Source organism: Aureibaculum luteum (assembly GCF_003449015.1).
In the GTDB taxonomy this organism is placed as follows: Bacteria; Bacteroidota; Bacteroidia; order Flavobacteriales; family Flavobacteriaceae; genus Aureibaculum; species Aureibaculum luteum.
In genome coordinates, this window is record NZ_QRGD01000002.1 from 315,744 (window position 1) to 332,513 (window position 16,770).

At 32.8% G+C, this 16,770-nt stretch carries 12 protein-coding genes; 10 read left to right on the forward strand and 2 right to left on the reverse strand.

Features of this window, described 5'->3' with window-relative positions:
• Positions 1-4 precede the first annotated feature (4 nt).
• Together D3P13_RS06615 and D3P13_RS06620 are read left to right on the forward strand one after the other, a co-directional pair.
• Positions 5-310 (forward strand): hypothetical protein, encoded by a 306-nt coding sequence (locus D3P13_RS06615; RefSeq protein WP_117880530.1) that lies wholly within the window; start codon positions 5-7, stop codon positions 308-310.
• 17 nt (positions 311-327) lie between these two features.
• Positions 328-534, forward strand: a complete 207-nt coding sequence (locus D3P13_RS06620; protein WP_117880531.1) for a YgaP family membrane protein — start codon at positions 328-330, stop codon at positions 532-534.
• A 365-nt stretch (positions 535-899) separates the two neighbouring features.
• On the opposite strand, the gene D3P13_RS06625 is transcribed toward D3P13_RS06620, so the two are convergent.
• The gene (locus tag D3P13_RS06625) at positions 900-2,891 is read right to left on the reverse strand and encodes a protein-disulfide reductase DsbD family protein (protein ID WP_117880532.1); all 1,992 of its coding nucleotides are present in this window, start codon (positions 2,889-2,891) and stop codon (positions 900-902) included.
• Between the two features lie 67 nt (positions 2,892-2,958).
• Positions 2,959-3,408 (reverse strand): protein-disulfide reductase DsbD domain-containing protein, encoded by a 450-nt coding sequence (locus tag D3P13_RS06630; protein ID WP_117880533.1) that lies wholly within the window; start codon positions 3,406-3,408, stop codon positions 2,959-2,961.
• A 489-nt stretch (positions 3,409-3,897) separates the two neighbouring features.
• On the opposite strand from D3P13_RS06630, the gene D3P13_RS06635 reads away from it, so the two are divergent.
• The 8 genes from D3P13_RS06635 to D3P13_RS06665 all read left to right on the forward strand — a co-directional run bounded on the left by D3P13_RS06635 (position 3,898) and on the right by D3P13_RS06665 (position 16,752).
• Complete coding sequence (locus tag D3P13_RS06635; protein ID WP_117880534.1) at positions 3,898-6,678, forward strand: helix-turn-helix and ligand-binding sensor domain-containing protein; 2,781 nt, start codon at positions 3,898-3,900, stop codon at positions 6,676-6,678.
• A 258-nt stretch (positions 6,679-6,936) separates the two neighbouring features.
• Positions 6,937-8,283, forward strand: coding sequence for a SusC/RagA family TonB-linked outer membrane protein (locus tag D3P13_RS22180; RefSeq protein WP_232829146.1), 1,347 nt, complete (start codon positions 6,937-6,939; stop codon positions 8,281-8,283).
• On the forward strand, positions 8,232-9,497 hold the full coding sequence (locus D3P13_RS22185; RefSeq protein ID WP_232829147.1) for a TonB-dependent receptor domain-containing protein: 1,266 nt from the start codon (positions 8,232-8,234) through the stop codon (positions 9,495-9,497). Before D3P13_RS22180 ends, D3P13_RS22185 begins: the two co-directional genes overlap by 52 nt.
• Before the next feature lie 9 nt (positions 9,498-9,506).
• Positions 9,507-11,051, forward strand: a complete 1,545-nt coding sequence (locus tag D3P13_RS06645; protein WP_117880535.1) for a RagB/SusD family nutrient uptake outer membrane protein — start codon at positions 9,507-9,509, stop codon at positions 11,049-11,051.
• A gap of 12 nt (positions 11,052-11,063) precedes the next feature.
• Positions 11,064-12,776 carry a LamG domain-containing protein gene (locus D3P13_RS06650; protein WP_117880536.1) on the forward strand — a complete coding sequence of 571 codons (1,713 nt, stop codon included), beginning with the start codon at positions 11,064-11,066 and terminating at the stop codon, positions 12,774-12,776.
• A gap of 243 nt (positions 12,777-13,019) precedes the next feature.
• Positions 13,020-14,408, forward strand: a complete 1,389-nt coding sequence (locus tag D3P13_RS06655) for a glucoamylase family protein (RefSeq protein ID WP_117880537.1) — start codon at positions 13,020-13,022, stop codon at positions 14,406-14,408.
• Positions 14,401-15,759, forward strand: coding sequence for a glucoamylase family protein (locus tag D3P13_RS06660; RefSeq protein ID WP_117880538.1), 1,359 nt, complete (start codon positions 14,401-14,403; stop codon positions 15,757-15,759). Before D3P13_RS06655 ends, D3P13_RS06660 begins: the two co-directional genes overlap by 8 nt.
• Before the next feature lie 213 nt (positions 15,760-15,972).
• The gene (locus D3P13_RS06665) at positions 15,973-16,752 is read left to right on the forward strand and encodes a carboxylesterase family protein (protein ID WP_117880539.1); all 780 of its coding nucleotides are present in this window, start codon (positions 15,973-15,975) and stop codon (positions 16,750-16,752) included.
• Positions 16,753-16,770 lie beyond the last annotated feature (18 nt).

Consider the following 16,770-nt stretch of genomic DNA (forward strand, 5'->3'; position numbering starts at 1 on the left):
AACCATGAAACTATTAATAATTACCGCAGTATCGGCTTTTGAAAAAGAGATCAAAAGCATATTAAAAAAATCTGAAGTTAAAGTTTTTTCATATCAAGAAATTAAAGGGTTTAGAGACAGTTCTGAAGAATCTGTGGGTTCTAACTGGTTTGCTGGTGAAACAAACGAAAGAGAATCATTACTGTTCTATGCTTTTGTAAAAAAAGAGAATGTAGACCACGTGTTTTCTTTGGTAGAGAAATTTAACAACGGACAAGAAACACTGTCAAAAGTGCATGTGGTTGTTATGGATATAGAACGATCAATTTAATTAAAAAAAAGAAAGATATGTTACAGAATTATATGAATGCAATTGTTGGGGTCTTTATTATGGCCAGTGTCTTATTAGGTATGTTTGTAAATCCAAATTGGTTATGGTTCACCTTATTTGTAGGAGCCAATTTATTTCAATCTGCATTTACAAAATGGTGCCTTTTAAGTAAAATACTAATGAAACTAGGCGTAAAAGAAGAAGGTGGTGGCTGTAAAGTATAAAGATATTCTTTTACACTTCAATTAGAATTATAACACCCTGTTTAAAATGTCAGTTCGAGCCTTTCGACTACGCTCAAGACAGGCTAAAGTCGAGTACGACAAATTGAAGTCTTTTAGTTTAATTTTAAAAAAAAAAATACAGAAAGTGGTGTTTAGAATGTCTTACTTTCTGTTTGAACGAAGTCGAGAGTTAAGGATAAGCGTTTCTTTTGTGAAGTAAAGTAGCAGTGGATTATAACGCTTAATTGATATCTTTATCTACAAGTTGTCATTGTATAAAAAAAAGTACCCATTTATAAGTTAAAAGGGTACTTTTTTTAATTTTTAAACATGTGTTTTTTTACTTCTGACTTCGGTCTCCTATCTTATTTAAAGTTCCCAATACCATCTTCAAGCCATTTCAAGTATTCATCAGCGTCTGGTGTATAGGCAACAGGTGTATTTAGATTTTCTTCATCATGGCCCATCAAAACATAAAAAGGTTGTGTGTTGGCTTTAAAACGAATAGTTTGAAATTCACTCCATTTTTGACCAATATATTTTAGTTTTTTACCAGGTCGTAATTTTGAGTCGACTTCTTCACCTTCAGGCAATGGACGTTTATCGTCTACATAAAGAGAAATTAAGACTACGTCATTTTTCAACTTATTTAAAATTTCAGGTTTCGGCCATACGTTTTGCTCCATTTTACGACAATTAACACAAGCCCAGCCTGTAAAATCTAACATCACAGGTTTACCTACTTTTTTAGCATAGGCCAATCCTAAGTCATAATCATTAAATGCTAGTATATCATGTGGGGCCAATAAATGAGCTCCTTCAGGAATTTCTGTAATTGTAGATGAACCTCCAGATTTTGAGTTACCAACACCATAAGGTGATTCACTATAATCTAATGGCGGTGGGAAGGCTGAAATTACATTTAATGGAGCTCCCCATAAGCCAGGAATCATATAAATGGTAAAGGTTAATGCTACCAACCCTAAACTCAATCTACCTACTGAAATATGAGGTAAAGGAGAATCATGTGGTAATTTTATTTTTCCGAATAAATAAAGTGCTAAGGTTCCAAAAATAGCGATCCATATTGCAATAAATACTTCACGTTCTAACCAATGTAATTGTAAAACTAAGTCGGCCTGTGATAAGAATTTAAACGCCAAGGCTAATTCTAAGAATCCCAATACAACTTTAACTGTATTTAACCATCCACCAGATTTTGGTAATGAATTTAACCATCCTGGGAAAGCTGCAAATAGGGCAAAAGGTAGGGCAATGGCTAACGAAAAGCCAAACATACCAATAACTGGGGCAAGTCCACCTTTAGAAGCTGCTTCTACCAATAAAGTACCAACAATAGGGCCTGTACAAGAAAAGGAAACAATAGCTAATGCCAAAGCCATAAAAAAGATGCCTATAAGTCCACCTCTGTCTGCTTGATTGTCAATTTTTGTCCCCCATGAACTCGGTAAGGTTATTTCAAAAGCACCTAAAAAGGAAACGGCGAAGAGAACCAAGAGTAAAAAGAAAATGACATTAAACCATACGTTGGTTGCTAATGCATTTAAAGAGTCAGCACCAAAAATACCAGTTACGGCAATACCTAAAATTAAATAGATTGCTATGATTGAAATTCCATAAATAACCGCATTTCTAATTCCAGCTGCTTTCGATTTACTTTGTTTGGTAAAGAAGCTCACCGTCATAGGAATCATAGGAAACACACAGGGAGTTAATAGAGCCGCAAAACCTGATAAAAAGGCGATAAAAAAGATGGTCCACAATCCTCTTTGCGATTCTTCTTTAGGAGTATCGCTGTTTACAGCATCGGTGGTTGTATTTTCTGATTTTTCAATTTCGGCATCTGTAGTAGCATTTACTTTATCAGAATCGGATGTTACCGTATTCTTGATATTAAAATTAAAATCTTTTATAGTTGGAGGTGTACATTGTACATCATTACAGGCCATATATTCAACCTCACCTTTTACAACTGACAATTCATTATTTAAGATTCTGATACGTTGTTTAAATTCAGCTTTGGTATCAAAATATTTAATTTTCATGTTGAATACAGCATCATCTACGGTATGTCCTTCTTCTTCAGAAGTATTTCCTATCAACTCAAAATCATCATTGGTATAAAAAGTAAATGTTGTGGGTATAGGTCCATCTTCTGGTACATTTTGAGCATATAAGTGATAGCCAGATTCAATTGTGGCAGTAGCAATCAGCGTGTATTCTGTATCAGAATTTTTTTCAACTGAAGTAGTCCATTTAACTGGATCAATAATTTGTGAATGTATTGATGAGAACGATAAAAATGCTAAGAAAAGGGTAATTAAAAATTTTGACATTTATATAATTATTTTTTATGTTTTAACTAAGACGAACATTTTTTTAAGAACTATCAAAAAAAAGAAATTAATTTAAAATAAACTCTAAATCGACAGTTGTTGGTGGAGTACACTGTACGTCATTACAAGCCATAAACTCAACTTCACCTGTAATAGTTTTGGTTGTTTTTAAAATTTTTACCAGTTGTTTAAAAGTAGTTTTGTTTTCGAAAAACTTGATGGTCATCTCAAATACAGCGTCATTTACGGTATGGCCTTTCTCTTCTTTGGTATTCCCTTTTTTTGCGTAATTAGCATCGCTTTTAAAAGTAAAAGTTGTGGGTATTGGTCCATCTTCGGGAACATTTTGTGAGTATAAGTGCCAACCAGAATCAATAGTTGCAATTGCTGACAATTCATACTCAGTATCAGATATTTTTTTGACTGAAGTTGACCATTTAACAGGATTTATAATTTGAGCTTGCAATACAGAAGTGGTTAAAGAAACTATTAAAAAAAGTATATATAATTTTTTCATGATAAATTTTTAAAATTAAACAGGCTTAATTAGCCGTAAAAATAACCATTTACTGTCAGTCTAGTGTTGTTAAAATTAGGTTAAAGTTAGTTGTAAGAATAGACAAAGATTTTTTTAAGTAATAATTTTTTAATTATAACCGACTTAATCCTGATTAAAACCCCATTTAAAATCATTTTTTCCGATACCACTATTGATTTTAATTGCAGAAACGATAAACACAATTATTTGTGGACCTAAAACTTATTTATAAAGGTAAGGAAATTGAATACCTTCTATTTTTTTATAGTTTTAAAAACCGAAAGCTTTTTTGACAAAACCTCATATTTATGTAGTATTTTTTAAACTTTTAATTTTAATTAGTGCTAAGCATCAATTTTCTTATCCTTTAGCTTTATTTCCATTAAATAGTTAATTTAAAGAGCTAAGTTAGCATCAAAGTATTCCATAATTTATTTTTTATCTTTGGTTTCTGTTTTCCAACAATCAATGCGAAAATCTTTTTACATATTCTTTATACTCGTTAATTTCTTTTGTACGGTCTTAAATGCTCAGTTTAGCCCTTATTTTAAAAATTATTCTATTGCCGATTATAATGCGGGTAATCAAAATTGGGGATTATCAAAAACGGATAGTAGTCAACTATATGTAGCGAACAACAGTGGGCTTTTAACTTTTGATGGCATTAAGTGGACCCTTTCTGAAATGCCTAATAAAACAGTTATGCGTTCCGTATTGCATAAAGAAGGGAGAATTTATGTGGGCTCTTATGAAGAATTTGGTTATTGGCAAAAAGATGATAAAGGTGTTTTAGAATATCATTCTTTAAGTGATTTGATTAAAGGACAACCTTTTCAAGATGAAGAATTTTGGCAAATTACAGCTTGGAATGATGCGATTATTTTTCGTTCATTTTTTAATATTTACATATATAAAGACGATAAAATAGAAATTATACATCCTCCTTCAACAACAATTTCTTGCCACGTAGTTGATAATCAGTTTTATGTAGCCACTTTAAGGCATGGTATTTTTAGCTTAAAAAATAATAAACTAATGCCTTTTATTACTGAAGAAGTATTAAAGGAAAAAAAGGTGAGTTTTATTACTTCCTATCAAAATAATAGTTTGTTAATAGGGACAGCTTTGCATGGTTGTTTTATTTATGAAAATAAAAAACTCATTCCTTGGCAAGCTCCAATAAATAATGAACTAAAGAAGTATCAGCTAAATAATTTTTCAAAAAACAATAATAACTTCATGTTTGGTACCATCCAAAATGGACTCTATATAACGAATAAGAAAGGGCAAATTGAATTTCAAGTAAATAAGGAAAATGGGTTGCTTAATAATACCATTTTAGGGCAGACATTGACTAATGATGGAAAACTATGGTTGGGCTTAAATAGTGGTATTGCTCAAATTGATCTAAGCTCAAATCTTATTTTTTATAATGACAGTTCAGGTAAATTAGGGGCCGTTTATGATATAATTAATTTTAGAAACACCACTTATATTGGTAGTAATACCGGACTGTATTATTTGGACAAAGAAAACAAATTAAAATTTATAGCTCATTCTCAAGGTCAAGTTTGGGATTTAAAAGAGATTAATGGACAATTATTTTGTGGTCATAATAATGGAACTTATTTAGTAGAGCATAATAAATTAAAACTAATATCAGCACATGCTGGTGGATGGGTAATCAAAAAAGTACCAGAGCGGCAAAATATTTATGTCCAAGGTACATATGTCGGATTGGTATCCTATAAAAAGGAAGGCAATTCTTGGCAAGTAAAACATTTGGGAGCAACAACAAACCCTTTTCGATTTTTGGTTTTTGAAAACAAATATACTGCCTGGGCTGCACATGCATATAAGGGGTTGTATCGAATTAAATTTGATACCAATTATGATAGCATAGTCAGTATTAAAAATTATAATACCAAAGGTTTGAGTTCTCAATACAATGTTCGTGTTTACAAAATTAAAAATGACATTTGTTTTAAAACGAACGAAGGATGGCAAAAATATGAAGCTTTAAAAGATAGCATAGTAGATGCTCCCATTTTAAATAATGAATTTGGTAAGCACACCTATGTTATTTCAGAAGAAAATGAAAACATTCTTAGCTTAAAAAAAGTGCTTTCCATTGAATTCAAATCATTCAATACCATTAATTATCAGATGATTGTAACTGATGAATATTTAAAAAACAGGTTGGTTATAGGTTATGAAAATATTTCAAATTTTAACAATAATCAGTTAGCACTAAGTTTAAATGATGGCTTTATGATTACTGATAAATCAAAAACAATCTTAAATAAGAAACCGTTAAAACCTATTATCGATGATTTTAAGTTAAATGGAAAAAAACTTTCACTTGAGCATATAAATAATGAAGATTTTAAATATAAAAGTAACGTTTCCATTGGTTTGACAGTTAATGGTACATCAAACCATTTCTTTGAGTATACTTTTGATACCATTGCTCCAATAAAATGGATTGTTATTGAAAACGAAAAAATAGAATTAAACAATTTAACTGAAGGAGAGTATTCCCTATATTTTCGATCAAATAACACTTTTAAAATACCTTCAGAAGTTATATGTTTAAATTTTGATGTGAGTCCACCGTGGTATAGAGCAAAGACAGGTTATTTATTATATGTTTTATTAGGACTATTAATAATTGCTATTTTTTATTTTCTGCATAAGGGGAAAATTGCCAAGGAGCAACGACTTTTACAACTCGAATTGGAAAAAAAGCAAGCCATTATACTTAAAGAAGCAGAAATAGAAAATGAAAAACGGTTGATATCAATTAGAAATGAGGGCCTAAAAAGTGAAGTTAAATTAAAAAGCAAGCAACTGGCAAACAATGCGATGTCATTGGTAAAGAAAAATGAAACGTTAACGAGTTTAAAAAGAGAATTCGTTTTAAACAGGAATAGCATTGACCTAGAACTTTATCAAAAATTACTGAAGAAAATTGATGGATCATTAGGTCAAAAAGATGAATGGAAAATCTTTGAATATAATTTTAATCAGGTTCATGAAGATTTTTTTATAGGCTTAAAAAAACAATTTCCAAAATTGACACATAAAGATTTAAAATTGTGTGCCTATATTAAAATGAATATACTAACTAAAGAAATTGCCCCATTAATGAATATTTCTGAAAGAGGAGTTGAAACACACCGTTACCGCCTAAAAAAGAAATTAAATTTAGACAAGGAAGATTTGCAAACATTCTTGAAAATTTACTAGTCTATTTTGTAAATGTGATAATTCCACCTACAATAATTTGTAAAAACAGGAATTTTGATTGCTTAATACGTACGTCATTACTACGTCATTTATATATAAATCTCCCCAAATTAATATAATTTAGATTGATTTAAACTACGTCAATAGTGATTTTTTTAACTTTAACATCTCTTGACGTAACTAAAATGTATTTCATTTTTTGAATACAGATTTACTTGTATTAAATTTAACCATACTAACATTCAAATATATAATTTTATGAAAAGAGCATGTTTAAAAAGCACGAACTTTAGTAAAAAAGGTATAGTTAAATCAAATTCAAATCCTTTAATTAAAATAGGATTTTGGATGACTTCAAAAATACCTTTACTATTGTTATTTTTTATCTTCACGCTAACAGCAAATGCCCAAGAAATAACTGTTTCTGGGATGGTTACAAGTGCAGATGATAATTTACCACTACCCGGAGTTAATGTCATTATTAAAGGAACCACAAATGGTACAAGTACTGATTTTGATGGTAATTATTCCATTTTGGTAAATAAAGGTGAAGTTTTAGACTTCAGTTTTATTGGTTTTACAAATCAAAGTATAACTGTAGAAGACCAAACAGAAATTAATGTGGTGATGCAAGTTGATGCACAAGCCTTAGATGAAGTAGTTGTTGTTGGATATGGTGAATTAAAGGTAAAAGATTTAACTTCAGCTATTACAACGATTAAAGCAGAAGAAATTGGTAAAACACCTACCGGTCAAGCTATGCAAGCTTTACAAGGAAAAGTGGCAGGTTTACAAGTTGTAAGTAGCGGTGCACCTGGTGCATCTCCAACTATACGTGTTAGAGGTATAGGTAGTTATCCTGGTGTGGGTGATGAAAGTCCACTATATGTTGTGGATGGTATGTTTTATGATAATATTGATTTTTTGAACCCATCAGATATTGCTTCAATATCTGTTTTAAAAGATGCTTCTGCGTCTGCAATTTACGGAGTAAAGGCTGCTAATGGGGTAATTTTAATTGAGACCAATTCAGGAAAGTTTAATCAAAAGGGGCAAATTACATATGATGGATATTATGGAACTCAAATTGCCCAAAATGTTTTAAAAATGGCCAATTCAGAGCAATTTGTAAATATGGCAATGGAATCAGGTTCACCTACAGATATTGGCTATGTACAAAACGCAATGCAACGTTATGGAAGAAGTAGAACCAATCCTAATGTTCCTGATGTTAATACCGATTGGTATGATGAAATTTTACGACCAGCTGCAATTATGAATCACAGTTTAAATTTTACAGGAGGTAGTGAAAACGCCAGTTATGCTATTGGAACCAATTACTTCGCTCAAGAAGGGGTTTTAGATATGAAAAATGAATATGAGAGATTTAATGTGCGAGCAAAACTTGATTTTAAAGTAAACAATTGGTTGACAGTTGGAGGTAATACCATTTTTAGTAATGGAACAACGTATGCACAAGAATCTAGTGCTTGGTTCACCGCTTATTATGCGGTACCTATTATGCCGGTATTAGATCCGTCAAATACTGAGGCATGGCCTACAGCTCTAAATTTCAAGAAAAATGGGGATACTTTCCTACAATAGGTGCAGGATGGGTACTTTCTAGTGAGTCATTTATGGAAGACAATAATGTAATAGACTATTTAAAAGTAAGAGCAAGTTGGGGGCAGTTAGGTAATGACAAAGTTCCTGCAAGTGATGGTGCCAATTCTTTAAGTACAGAGGAAGTTGCAATTGGAGATCAATTAGAAACAGGTACAGTAGGCAGTAGTACTTTTGACTACTTAAAATGGGAACGAACTGAAGAATATAATATCGGAATTACTTCAAGAATTTTGGATAATAAATTATCAATTGAAGCTGATTATTATATTAGAAATACTAAAAATGCTATAATTCCTATTAATGTACCCGCTACAGGTCAAAGTATTAGAAGGAATAGTGGTGAAATAAGAAATTCTGGTTTTGAATTATCGTTAAATTGGAAAAAATCAATTTCAGATAAGTTAAGTTATAATGTTGGTGTCAATTTGAGTACCTTAAACAATGAAGTTATTGATATTTTTGGTCAAGACTATATTGATGGTGGTTCAGCAGAATTTAGACAACGAACTATTGTAGGTGAACCCTTATTGGCATTTTTTGGATATGAAGTAGCAGGTGTATATCAAAATGATGCTGAAATTGCTGCAGATCCAACCGCTCAAAATGAAATCAATAATAATAACAATATCTTAGTTCCAGGTGATTTCAAATATCGAGATGTGAATAACGATGGAAAAATAGATGGAGATGATAGAGTGGTTCTTGGTTCTTATTTACCTTCATTTAATTACGGATTTAATTTAGGTATAGATTATAAAAACTTTTCTTTTTCAGCGAACATGTTGGGGCAAACAGGTAATAAAATCTTAAATAGAAAAAGAGGAGAAGTGATCTTTACTCCTGATGGTAATATGGATGCAGATTTGGCTATAAATCGTTGGCACGGTGAGGGGACTTCTAATACATACCCATCATCTTCAGGTTTAAGAAGAGGATGGAATCAAAAGATGAGCGACTACTTAGTAGAGGATGGTTCGTTTTTTAGATTGCAAAATGTTCGTATGGCCTATAAATTTAATGGTGAAGAATTATTTGGTACACCTATGCCAAATGCAACCATCTCATTAACGGCAGAAAGACCTTTAACTGTGTTTAGTTATAATGGGTTTAACCCAGAAGTGCAAAATGGTATTGATAGACAAGTTTATCCAATACCAGCAGTGTATACAGTAGGATTAAATATCATATTTTAAAAAGAAATTATGAAAAACATAAAAAATTTCACAAAGTATTTTTTGGTCATATTAGTAGCAATGGTAGCTATTAACTGTGACAGCAAATTAGATGACCCTGTTGAAAATTTATCATTGTCAGCAGAAGAAGATTTTACGCAATCGAGCAATATGATTTCACCTTTAATTGGTGCTTATGCTCAGTTTTATAGTCGTGGATGGGAGGAGTCGTTATTGATTTCAGTAAGGGGAGATGATGTAAACCATGGTGGTTTAGGCGATCAACAACCATTCGCAGATACCGATTTTTATAATTATGATAAAGATTATTGGATGTACAATTCAGTATGGCAAAACGGATATAGAGATATATTTGATTTACACAATGCCATGGAACGTATAGAAAAATATAAAGATGCTGGGGCCGATGCTGCACTTGCTAATCAATATGTGGCAGAAGTTAAAGTTTTACGTGCACATTTACTCTTTGAAATTAGTCGTCTTTGGAGTGCAATGTTTATAACAACTTCGTCAGATGCTTCTGAATTGTATCAAGCTAATGTGTCATCAAGGGATGAAGTATTACAACATATTTCTGATCAAATGGATGAAGCTATTCCGAATTTATTAGATGAACATCCTGCAAATAGAGCAGATGTTACTGGAGGCGTTACAAAACATGCTGCATTGGCTATAAAGGCTCGAGCAAATTTGGAACTGAAAAATTATCAAGCTGTGGCAGAGGCTACAGGTCAAATAATCAGCTCTAATAAATTTAGTTTATTTCCTGATTTTTATGAGGAATTTAAAACTGCTGGAAAATTGAGTCAAGAGAATATATTGGAAATGCAGTATTCTGACTTTGGACAAGGTTCAGGGCCTAGTGAAAATCATTTATGGGCACCTTATGGACCTCAAGGCTGGACTCCTGCGGTAACCGGAGCGAGTGCTGGATGGGGGTTTTACGAACCTAGCTTAAAATTTATTAAGTTTATGTTAGATCGTAATGAAACGGTACGGTTAGAAACTTCAGTATTATTTACAGATAGAGGAATTGCTAAAATTAAAGAAGATCCAGATTATGCAACGTTGCCTAGTTGGATATCAAATACTACCCGTGATGGTGATGTAATTAATGATTATGCAAGAGCAATGTTTGCTAGTGGTAAACATTATTTACCCTCTAATGAGCTCATTGCAGGAAGAACGTCTTATGGTAGCAATAAAGATTTTATCGTAATTCGTTATTCAGAAGTATTGCTAATGTATGCAGAGGCTCTAACACAAGGAGCCACCGGTACTGGAATGACTGCAGATCAGGCTGTAAATCTAGTCAGAGACCGAGCTGGATTAGCTGGTTTATCTGGGGTAACTAAACAACAAGTTATGGATGAAAAATTTGCTGAATTAGGAATGGAATGGGGTATCAGGTATTATGATATGGTTAGATTGGGTACAACTAATGAGTTAAACTATGATGATCATATATATTCTGACAATAAAAGATTTTTACCTTTTCCTCAAAATCAAATTGATCAAATTCCTGCTTTAAGAGCTTATGTTCAAGGACTATAAAAAAAACTAAAGATGAAAAAAATTAGAAATATTCTTCCGTACTTATTATTAGTACTATTTATATATTCCTGTAATGATGGAATTGACCCACTTACTGAGGTAGCTCCAGGGCCAGACGCCACGGCACCAGATGTAATGATTAAGTATCCAATTGAGGGCACAAAAATAAAGGTAAATGAGCCTGTTGTGCCAATTACCATTGAATTTGAAGTTACAGATGATATCGAGGTTGCAGACATTCAGGTGCTGATGGATGGTACTGAAATTGCTATGATGAGTGATTTTTTAGACTATCGTCGCGTATTAGCAGAAGTAGCTTTTGATAATGTTACTACAGGTGTTCATGAATTAAAAGTTACAGCAACTGATTTAGACGGTAAATCGACTACATCTACTGTGAATTTTGAAAAAGAACCACCTTATATTCCTTTATTTCCAGATTTAGGCGAACAGTTTTATATGGCTTTTGATGGCGATTATACGGAATTAATAACGGTTACTAAAGCTACTAAAATTGGCACACCTGGTTTTTCAGGTGAGGGTGTTGCAAGTCCCAACGCTTATGCGGGTGCAATAGCATCTGAATTAACATTTCCTGTTGAAAAAATGAACTTAGGATCCGAAATAACGGGTATGTTTTGGTATAAAGTTAATGCTAGTCCTGACCGTGCAGGTATATTAGTTATTGGGGATAATGCTGATGATCGTAACCAAGGCTTTAGGTTGTTTAGGGAAGGTAGTGGTACAGAGCAAAGAATAAAATTAAATGTAGGTACTGGTGATGGTGATAGTTGGAATGATGGTGGCGTTATTGACGTTACCGCTGGAGATTGGGTAAATGTTGCATTCACTATATCTGATACTAAAAGTGTCATTTATTTTAATGGAATTGAACAAAATTCGGGAAGTTTGTCAGCCCCAATTGATTGGACAGGTGCTTCCGTTCTTGATATAGCTTCTGGCGGTGAAACTTTTTCATACTGGGGGCATGCAAATGACCTAAGTTATATTGATGAATTACGTTTCTTTGATAAAGCGTTATCTCAAGAAGAAATTCAGAATGTTCTCGGTGTAACCAATCCTTATGAACCTGCCGATGGTGAGACTTTGTATATGACTTTTGATGATAATTTTAGCAATAAAGTAGGCGGAGTAGTTGCCGAAGAAGTTGGTAGTTTAGGTTTTGCAAGTGAAGCAAAAAAAGGCTCAAATGCTTTTGCAGGAGCTACAGATTCATACCTAACATATCCTATCGATGGTTTATTCGGTGAAGCATTTAGTGTAGCATTTTGGTATAAGGTAAATGGAGAACCTGATAGAGCAGGTATTATCGTTGTAGGAAATGATACACCAGAAAATAGAATGCAAGGTTTTAGAATTTTTAGAGAAGGTGATGGTTCTGAACAAAGAATTAAATCTAACATTGGTATCGGCACAAGTGAGGTATGGAATGATGGAGACGTTATTGATGTGACAGCCGGTGAATGGGTACATATTGCAGTAACGGTCACTACTACAAAAAGTAAAATATTTTTTAATGGTGTAGAAAAAAGAGCTTCTGACATGGCATCTCCTATTGATTGGACGGGCTGCAATAATATGAGTATTGGTTCAGGAATGCCAACTTTTGGTTATTGGAATCACTTATCAGATTCAAGTTATATTGATGAATTAAAAGTGTTTAATAAGGCATTATCAAGTGAAGAAATACAAGATTTAATGTAACGTATATTTAAGTTGAGTTAGTAATTTCCGTCTGGGGGTATTAATAGCTTTATTAGTTGACAAACCAACTAAAACCTGGATGGTCTTTTGGCTGCATTCTTAATTGAATGCAGCCAAAATTTACTATACTATTTGTCATTCCTAGTGAAATAAACGAATGTTTTTCAGCGAACTACAAATTAAATGGAGCGAAGAATCTGTTCAAAACTAGTAGAGAGCTTTATTATAATAATATTACAAAAAATGAAAAAATACAATCACCTATATATATTGACCTTGATACTGTTTTTTGTCTTTTCTTGTGAAAAGAAAAAAGAGTTAGAAGAAATTAAAACTAGTGGTAGCGAAGAAGTTGTTGACTTTAAACTAACAGCTGAGGATGAAATTTTGCTAGATACCATTGAAAAACAGACGTTTAATTACTTTTGGGAAGGTGCAGAACCAAATTCTGGATTAGCCCGAGAACGTTTGCATATGGATGATATTTATCCCACATCACCTAAAAATACGGTAACCACGGGAGGGAGTGGCTTCGGACTCATGGCTATTTTAGTAGGAGTTGAAAGAAAGTTTATAACTAGAGAACAGGCTCTTAAAAGGTATCAAAAAATAGTAGCCTTTTTAGAAAAATCTGATCGTTTTCATGGGGCTTGGCCGCATTGGATTAACGGAGAAAATGGTAAAGTAGTAGCTTTTAGCAAAAAAGATAATGGTGGAGATTTGGTAGAAACCGCATTTTTAGCACAAGGTTTATTAACGGTTGCAGAGTACTTTAGAGAGGGAAATACCGATGAAAAAATATTGGTAAGTAGCATTGAAAAACTTTGGAAAACTATTGATTGGAATTGGTATACAAAAGGAGAAGATGTATTGTACTGGCATTGGTCACCTGAATATCAATGGGAAATGAATTTTCCTGTAGGCGGTTATAATGAGGCCTTAATTATGTATGTACTTGCGGCCTCTTCGCCAACACATCCAATTCAAAAATCTGTTTATGATAAAGGTTGGGCAAGAAACGGAGATATAACAAAAGACACGGTTTATTATGGTTTAGAAACTGAATTAGATCATTATGAACATGATAAATCTCCCGTGGGACCACTTTTTTGGGCACATTATTCGTATTTAGGATTAAACCCTAAAGGCTTAACTGATCAGTATGGAGATTATTGGAAGTTAAATCAGAATCATGCTATGATTCATTATAATTATGCGTTGGATAATCCTAAAAAATATAAAGACTATGGTGAGGATTATTGGGGACTTACTTCTAGTTACTCCATTAAAGGTTATGATGGACATCGTCCCGATAGAGATCTTGGAGTAGTTTCACCTACTGCAGCACTTTCTTCATTTCCGTATACACCCAAGGAGAGTATGCAAATGTTAAGGCACCTCTATAAAGACATGCCAGAATATATTGGTAAATATGGACCGTATGATGCTATTGCTTTAGATAGTGATTGGAAAACGGTAAGGTATTTAGCCATTGACCAAGGTCCAATTCCTGTAATGATTGAAAATTATAGATCTGGCCTACTATGGAATTTATTTATGAAAAATAAAGATGTTCAAAAAGGATTAAAGAAATTAGGGTTTCAAAGTCCAAATTTAAAAACAAATGATTAAAAGAATCACATATATACTATTACTAATTACAATTATTTCGTGTAAAGACGATGCATACGTATATGAACCACCTGTGATAATTGAACCGGACCCTGTACCAACACTTACAGATGAAGAGTTATTAGATCTAACACAAAAAGAAACCTTCAAGTATTTTTGGGATTTTGCTCATGTTAATTCTGGAGCAGCGAGAGAACGTTATCATCCTGGTAATCCTTCAAATGATGCCAATACAGTAACTACAGGAGGAACTGGTTTTGGATTAATGGCTATTTTAGTTGGTGTAGAACGAGGGTTTGTAAGTAGAACAGAAGCATCAGAAAGGCTAACTAAAATTTTAATTTTTTTAGAAAATGCAGACCGCTTTCATGGAGCGTGGCCACATTGGTTAGACGGAGATACAGGTGCTGTAAAACCTTTTAGTACCAAAGATAATGGTGGTGATTTAGTGGAGACGGCTTTTTTAGTGCAGGGTTTAATCTGTGTTAAAGAATATTTTAAAAACGGAAATGATTCCGAAAAGGAACTGGCTGCAAAAGCAGATGTTCTTTGGAAAGAAGTAGATTGGAACTGGTACACTAACGGTAATAATGAATTGTTATGGCATTGGAGCCCTAATTTTGGTTTTGACATAAATTTAAGATTGAAGGGATATAATGAAACATTAATCACTTATATTTTGGCCGCAGCATCACCAGATTATAGTATTTCTAAAGAAGTTTATGAAGTAGGCTGGGCGGATAACGGTACTATAAAATCAACTGAAACTCAATATGGATTCCCATTGATATTGAAACATGCTGGTGCTCCACAATTCGGTGGGCCTTTATTTTTTGCTCACTATTCTTATTTGGGTTTAAATCCCACCAATTTATCAGATCAATATGCTAATTATTGGCAGCTGAATATAAGTCATGCTAATATCAATTATCAATACTGTGTAGAAAACCCTAAAAACTTTAGAGACTATGGAAAAGACTGTTGGGGGTTGACCGCAAGTTATTCTAGAAATACTGATGGCTCCATAGGTTATATGGCTCATAGTCCAACTAACGATATTGGCGTTATTTCTCCAACGGCTGCAATAAGTTCTATACCCTATACCCCTCAGGAATCTTTAAAAGCATTACATTATTTTTATGAACATAAAGATATTTTATTAGGTCCAGCAGGTTTTTATGATGCCTTTAGTCCGCAATACAATGATTGGGTAGCGGAAGCTTATTTAGCAATAGATCAAGGTCCACAAATTATAATGATAGAAAATTATAGAACTGGGTTATTATGGAATTTATTTATGCAAAACAATGATGTTAAAAATGGATTAAACAAATTAGGGTTTAATTATTAGTAGGTCATGCCATATAGGATCTCTTAAATTAAAACATTTGGTATGGAATTACACGTAAGGATATAAAAAGAATGGCATTGGATAATTGCGATCCTTTTGACCCAATATAAGGTGTTTTTAAATTGTTTTAGAAAGTTTAGTTTTTGAGATAAAAAAGTGCTAACACCTGTTTAAATTATTTTAACTTTAAGGTCCAAATAAAAATAAAAAAAGATGAAAACAAAAATAATACTTACCATGGTCTTCTTTTGTTCTGCATTCTCAATATATGCACAACATCAACAGGAATTTGTAAAAGAATATTTGGTAGAAGGAACAGATACGTTGAAATTAAGGGTTTTGTATCCAAAAGATTTTAAAAAGACTGAAAGTTACCCCTTGGTGGTATTTCTTCATGGAGCAGGCGAAAGAGGGAATGATAATAAAAAGCAATTGACACATGGGAGTAAATTGTTTGTAGATTCTATTCAAAAATATCCTGCTATTGTAATTTTTCCGCAATGTAAAGAAGAAGATTATTGGGCAAATGCAACTGTTGATAGAACCACACAACCTTTAACATTAAGTTTTCCAACAGAAAGTAAACCTACAAAATCGATGCACTTAGTAATGCGATACTTAGATGAATTGGTGAAGAACTCCTATATAAAAAAGGAACAGATTTATCTTGGTGGTCTTTCGATGGGAGGTATGGGGACTTTTGAATTATTAAGTAGAAAACCAAATTTTTTCGCGGCTGCTATTGCCATTTGCGGAGGAGGGAATCCAGAATTGGCTGAAAAATATGCAAAGAATACCGCCATGTGGATTTTTCATGGAGCGGAAGATAATGTTGTAAATCCACAATTATCCGTAAAAATGGTATCTGCATTATTAAAGTATGGAGGAAAACCAAATTTCAATATCTATAGTAAAGCCAATCATAACAGTTGGGATAGTGCTTTTGCAGAGCCAGAATTATTGTCTTGGTTGTTTTCCAATAAAAAAGAGTAGCTCATTAAAATTTTAAAA

Excerpts from the sequence above, each read along its gene's own strand:
- D3P13_RS06655 (WP_117880537.1), top strand. The coding sequence starts at position 13,020 with ATGAAAAAATACAATCACCTATATATATTGACCTTGATACTGTTTTTT.
- D3P13_RS06620 (WP_117880531.1), top strand. The coding sequence starts at position 328 with ATGTTACAGAATTATATGAATGCAATTGTTGGGGTCTTTATTATGGCC.
- D3P13_RS06645 (WP_117880535.1), top strand. The coding sequence starts at position 9,507 with ATGAAAAACATAAAAAATTTCACAAAGTATTTTTTGGTCATATTAGTA.
- D3P13_RS06635 (WP_117880534.1), top strand. The coding sequence starts at position 3,898 with ATGCGAAAATCTTTTTACATATTCTTTATACTCGTTAATTTCTTTTGT.
- D3P13_RS06660 (WP_117880538.1), top strand. The coding sequence starts at position 14,401 with ATGATTAAAAGAATCACATATATACTATTACTAATTACAATTATTTCG.
- D3P13_RS06665 (WP_117880539.1), top strand. The coding sequence starts at position 15,973 with ATGAAAACAAAAATAATACTTACCATGGTCTTCTTTTGTTCTGCATTC.
- D3P13_RS22180 (WP_232829146.1), top strand. The coding sequence starts at position 6,937 with ATGAAAAGAGCATGTTTAAAAAGCACGAACTTTAGTAAAAAAGGTATA.
- D3P13_RS06615 (WP_117880530.1), top strand. The coding sequence starts at position 5 with ATGAAACTATTAATAATTACCGCAGTATCGGCTTTTGAAAAAGAGATC.
- D3P13_RS06650 (WP_117880536.1), top strand. The coding sequence starts at position 11,064 with ATGAAAAAAATTAGAAATATTCTTCCGTACTTATTATTAGTACTATTT.
- D3P13_RS22185 (WP_232829147.1), top strand. The coding sequence starts at position 8,232 with ATGGCCTACAGCTCTAAATTTCAAGAAAAATGGGGATACTTTCCTACA.
- D3P13_RS06630 (WP_117880533.1), bottom strand. The coding sequence starts at position 3,408 with ATGAAAAAATTATATATACTTTTTTTAATAGTTTCTTTAACCACTTCT.
- D3P13_RS06625 (WP_117880532.1), bottom strand. The coding sequence starts at position 2,891 with ATGTCAAAATTTTTAATTACCCTTTTCTTAGCATTTTTATCGTTCTCA.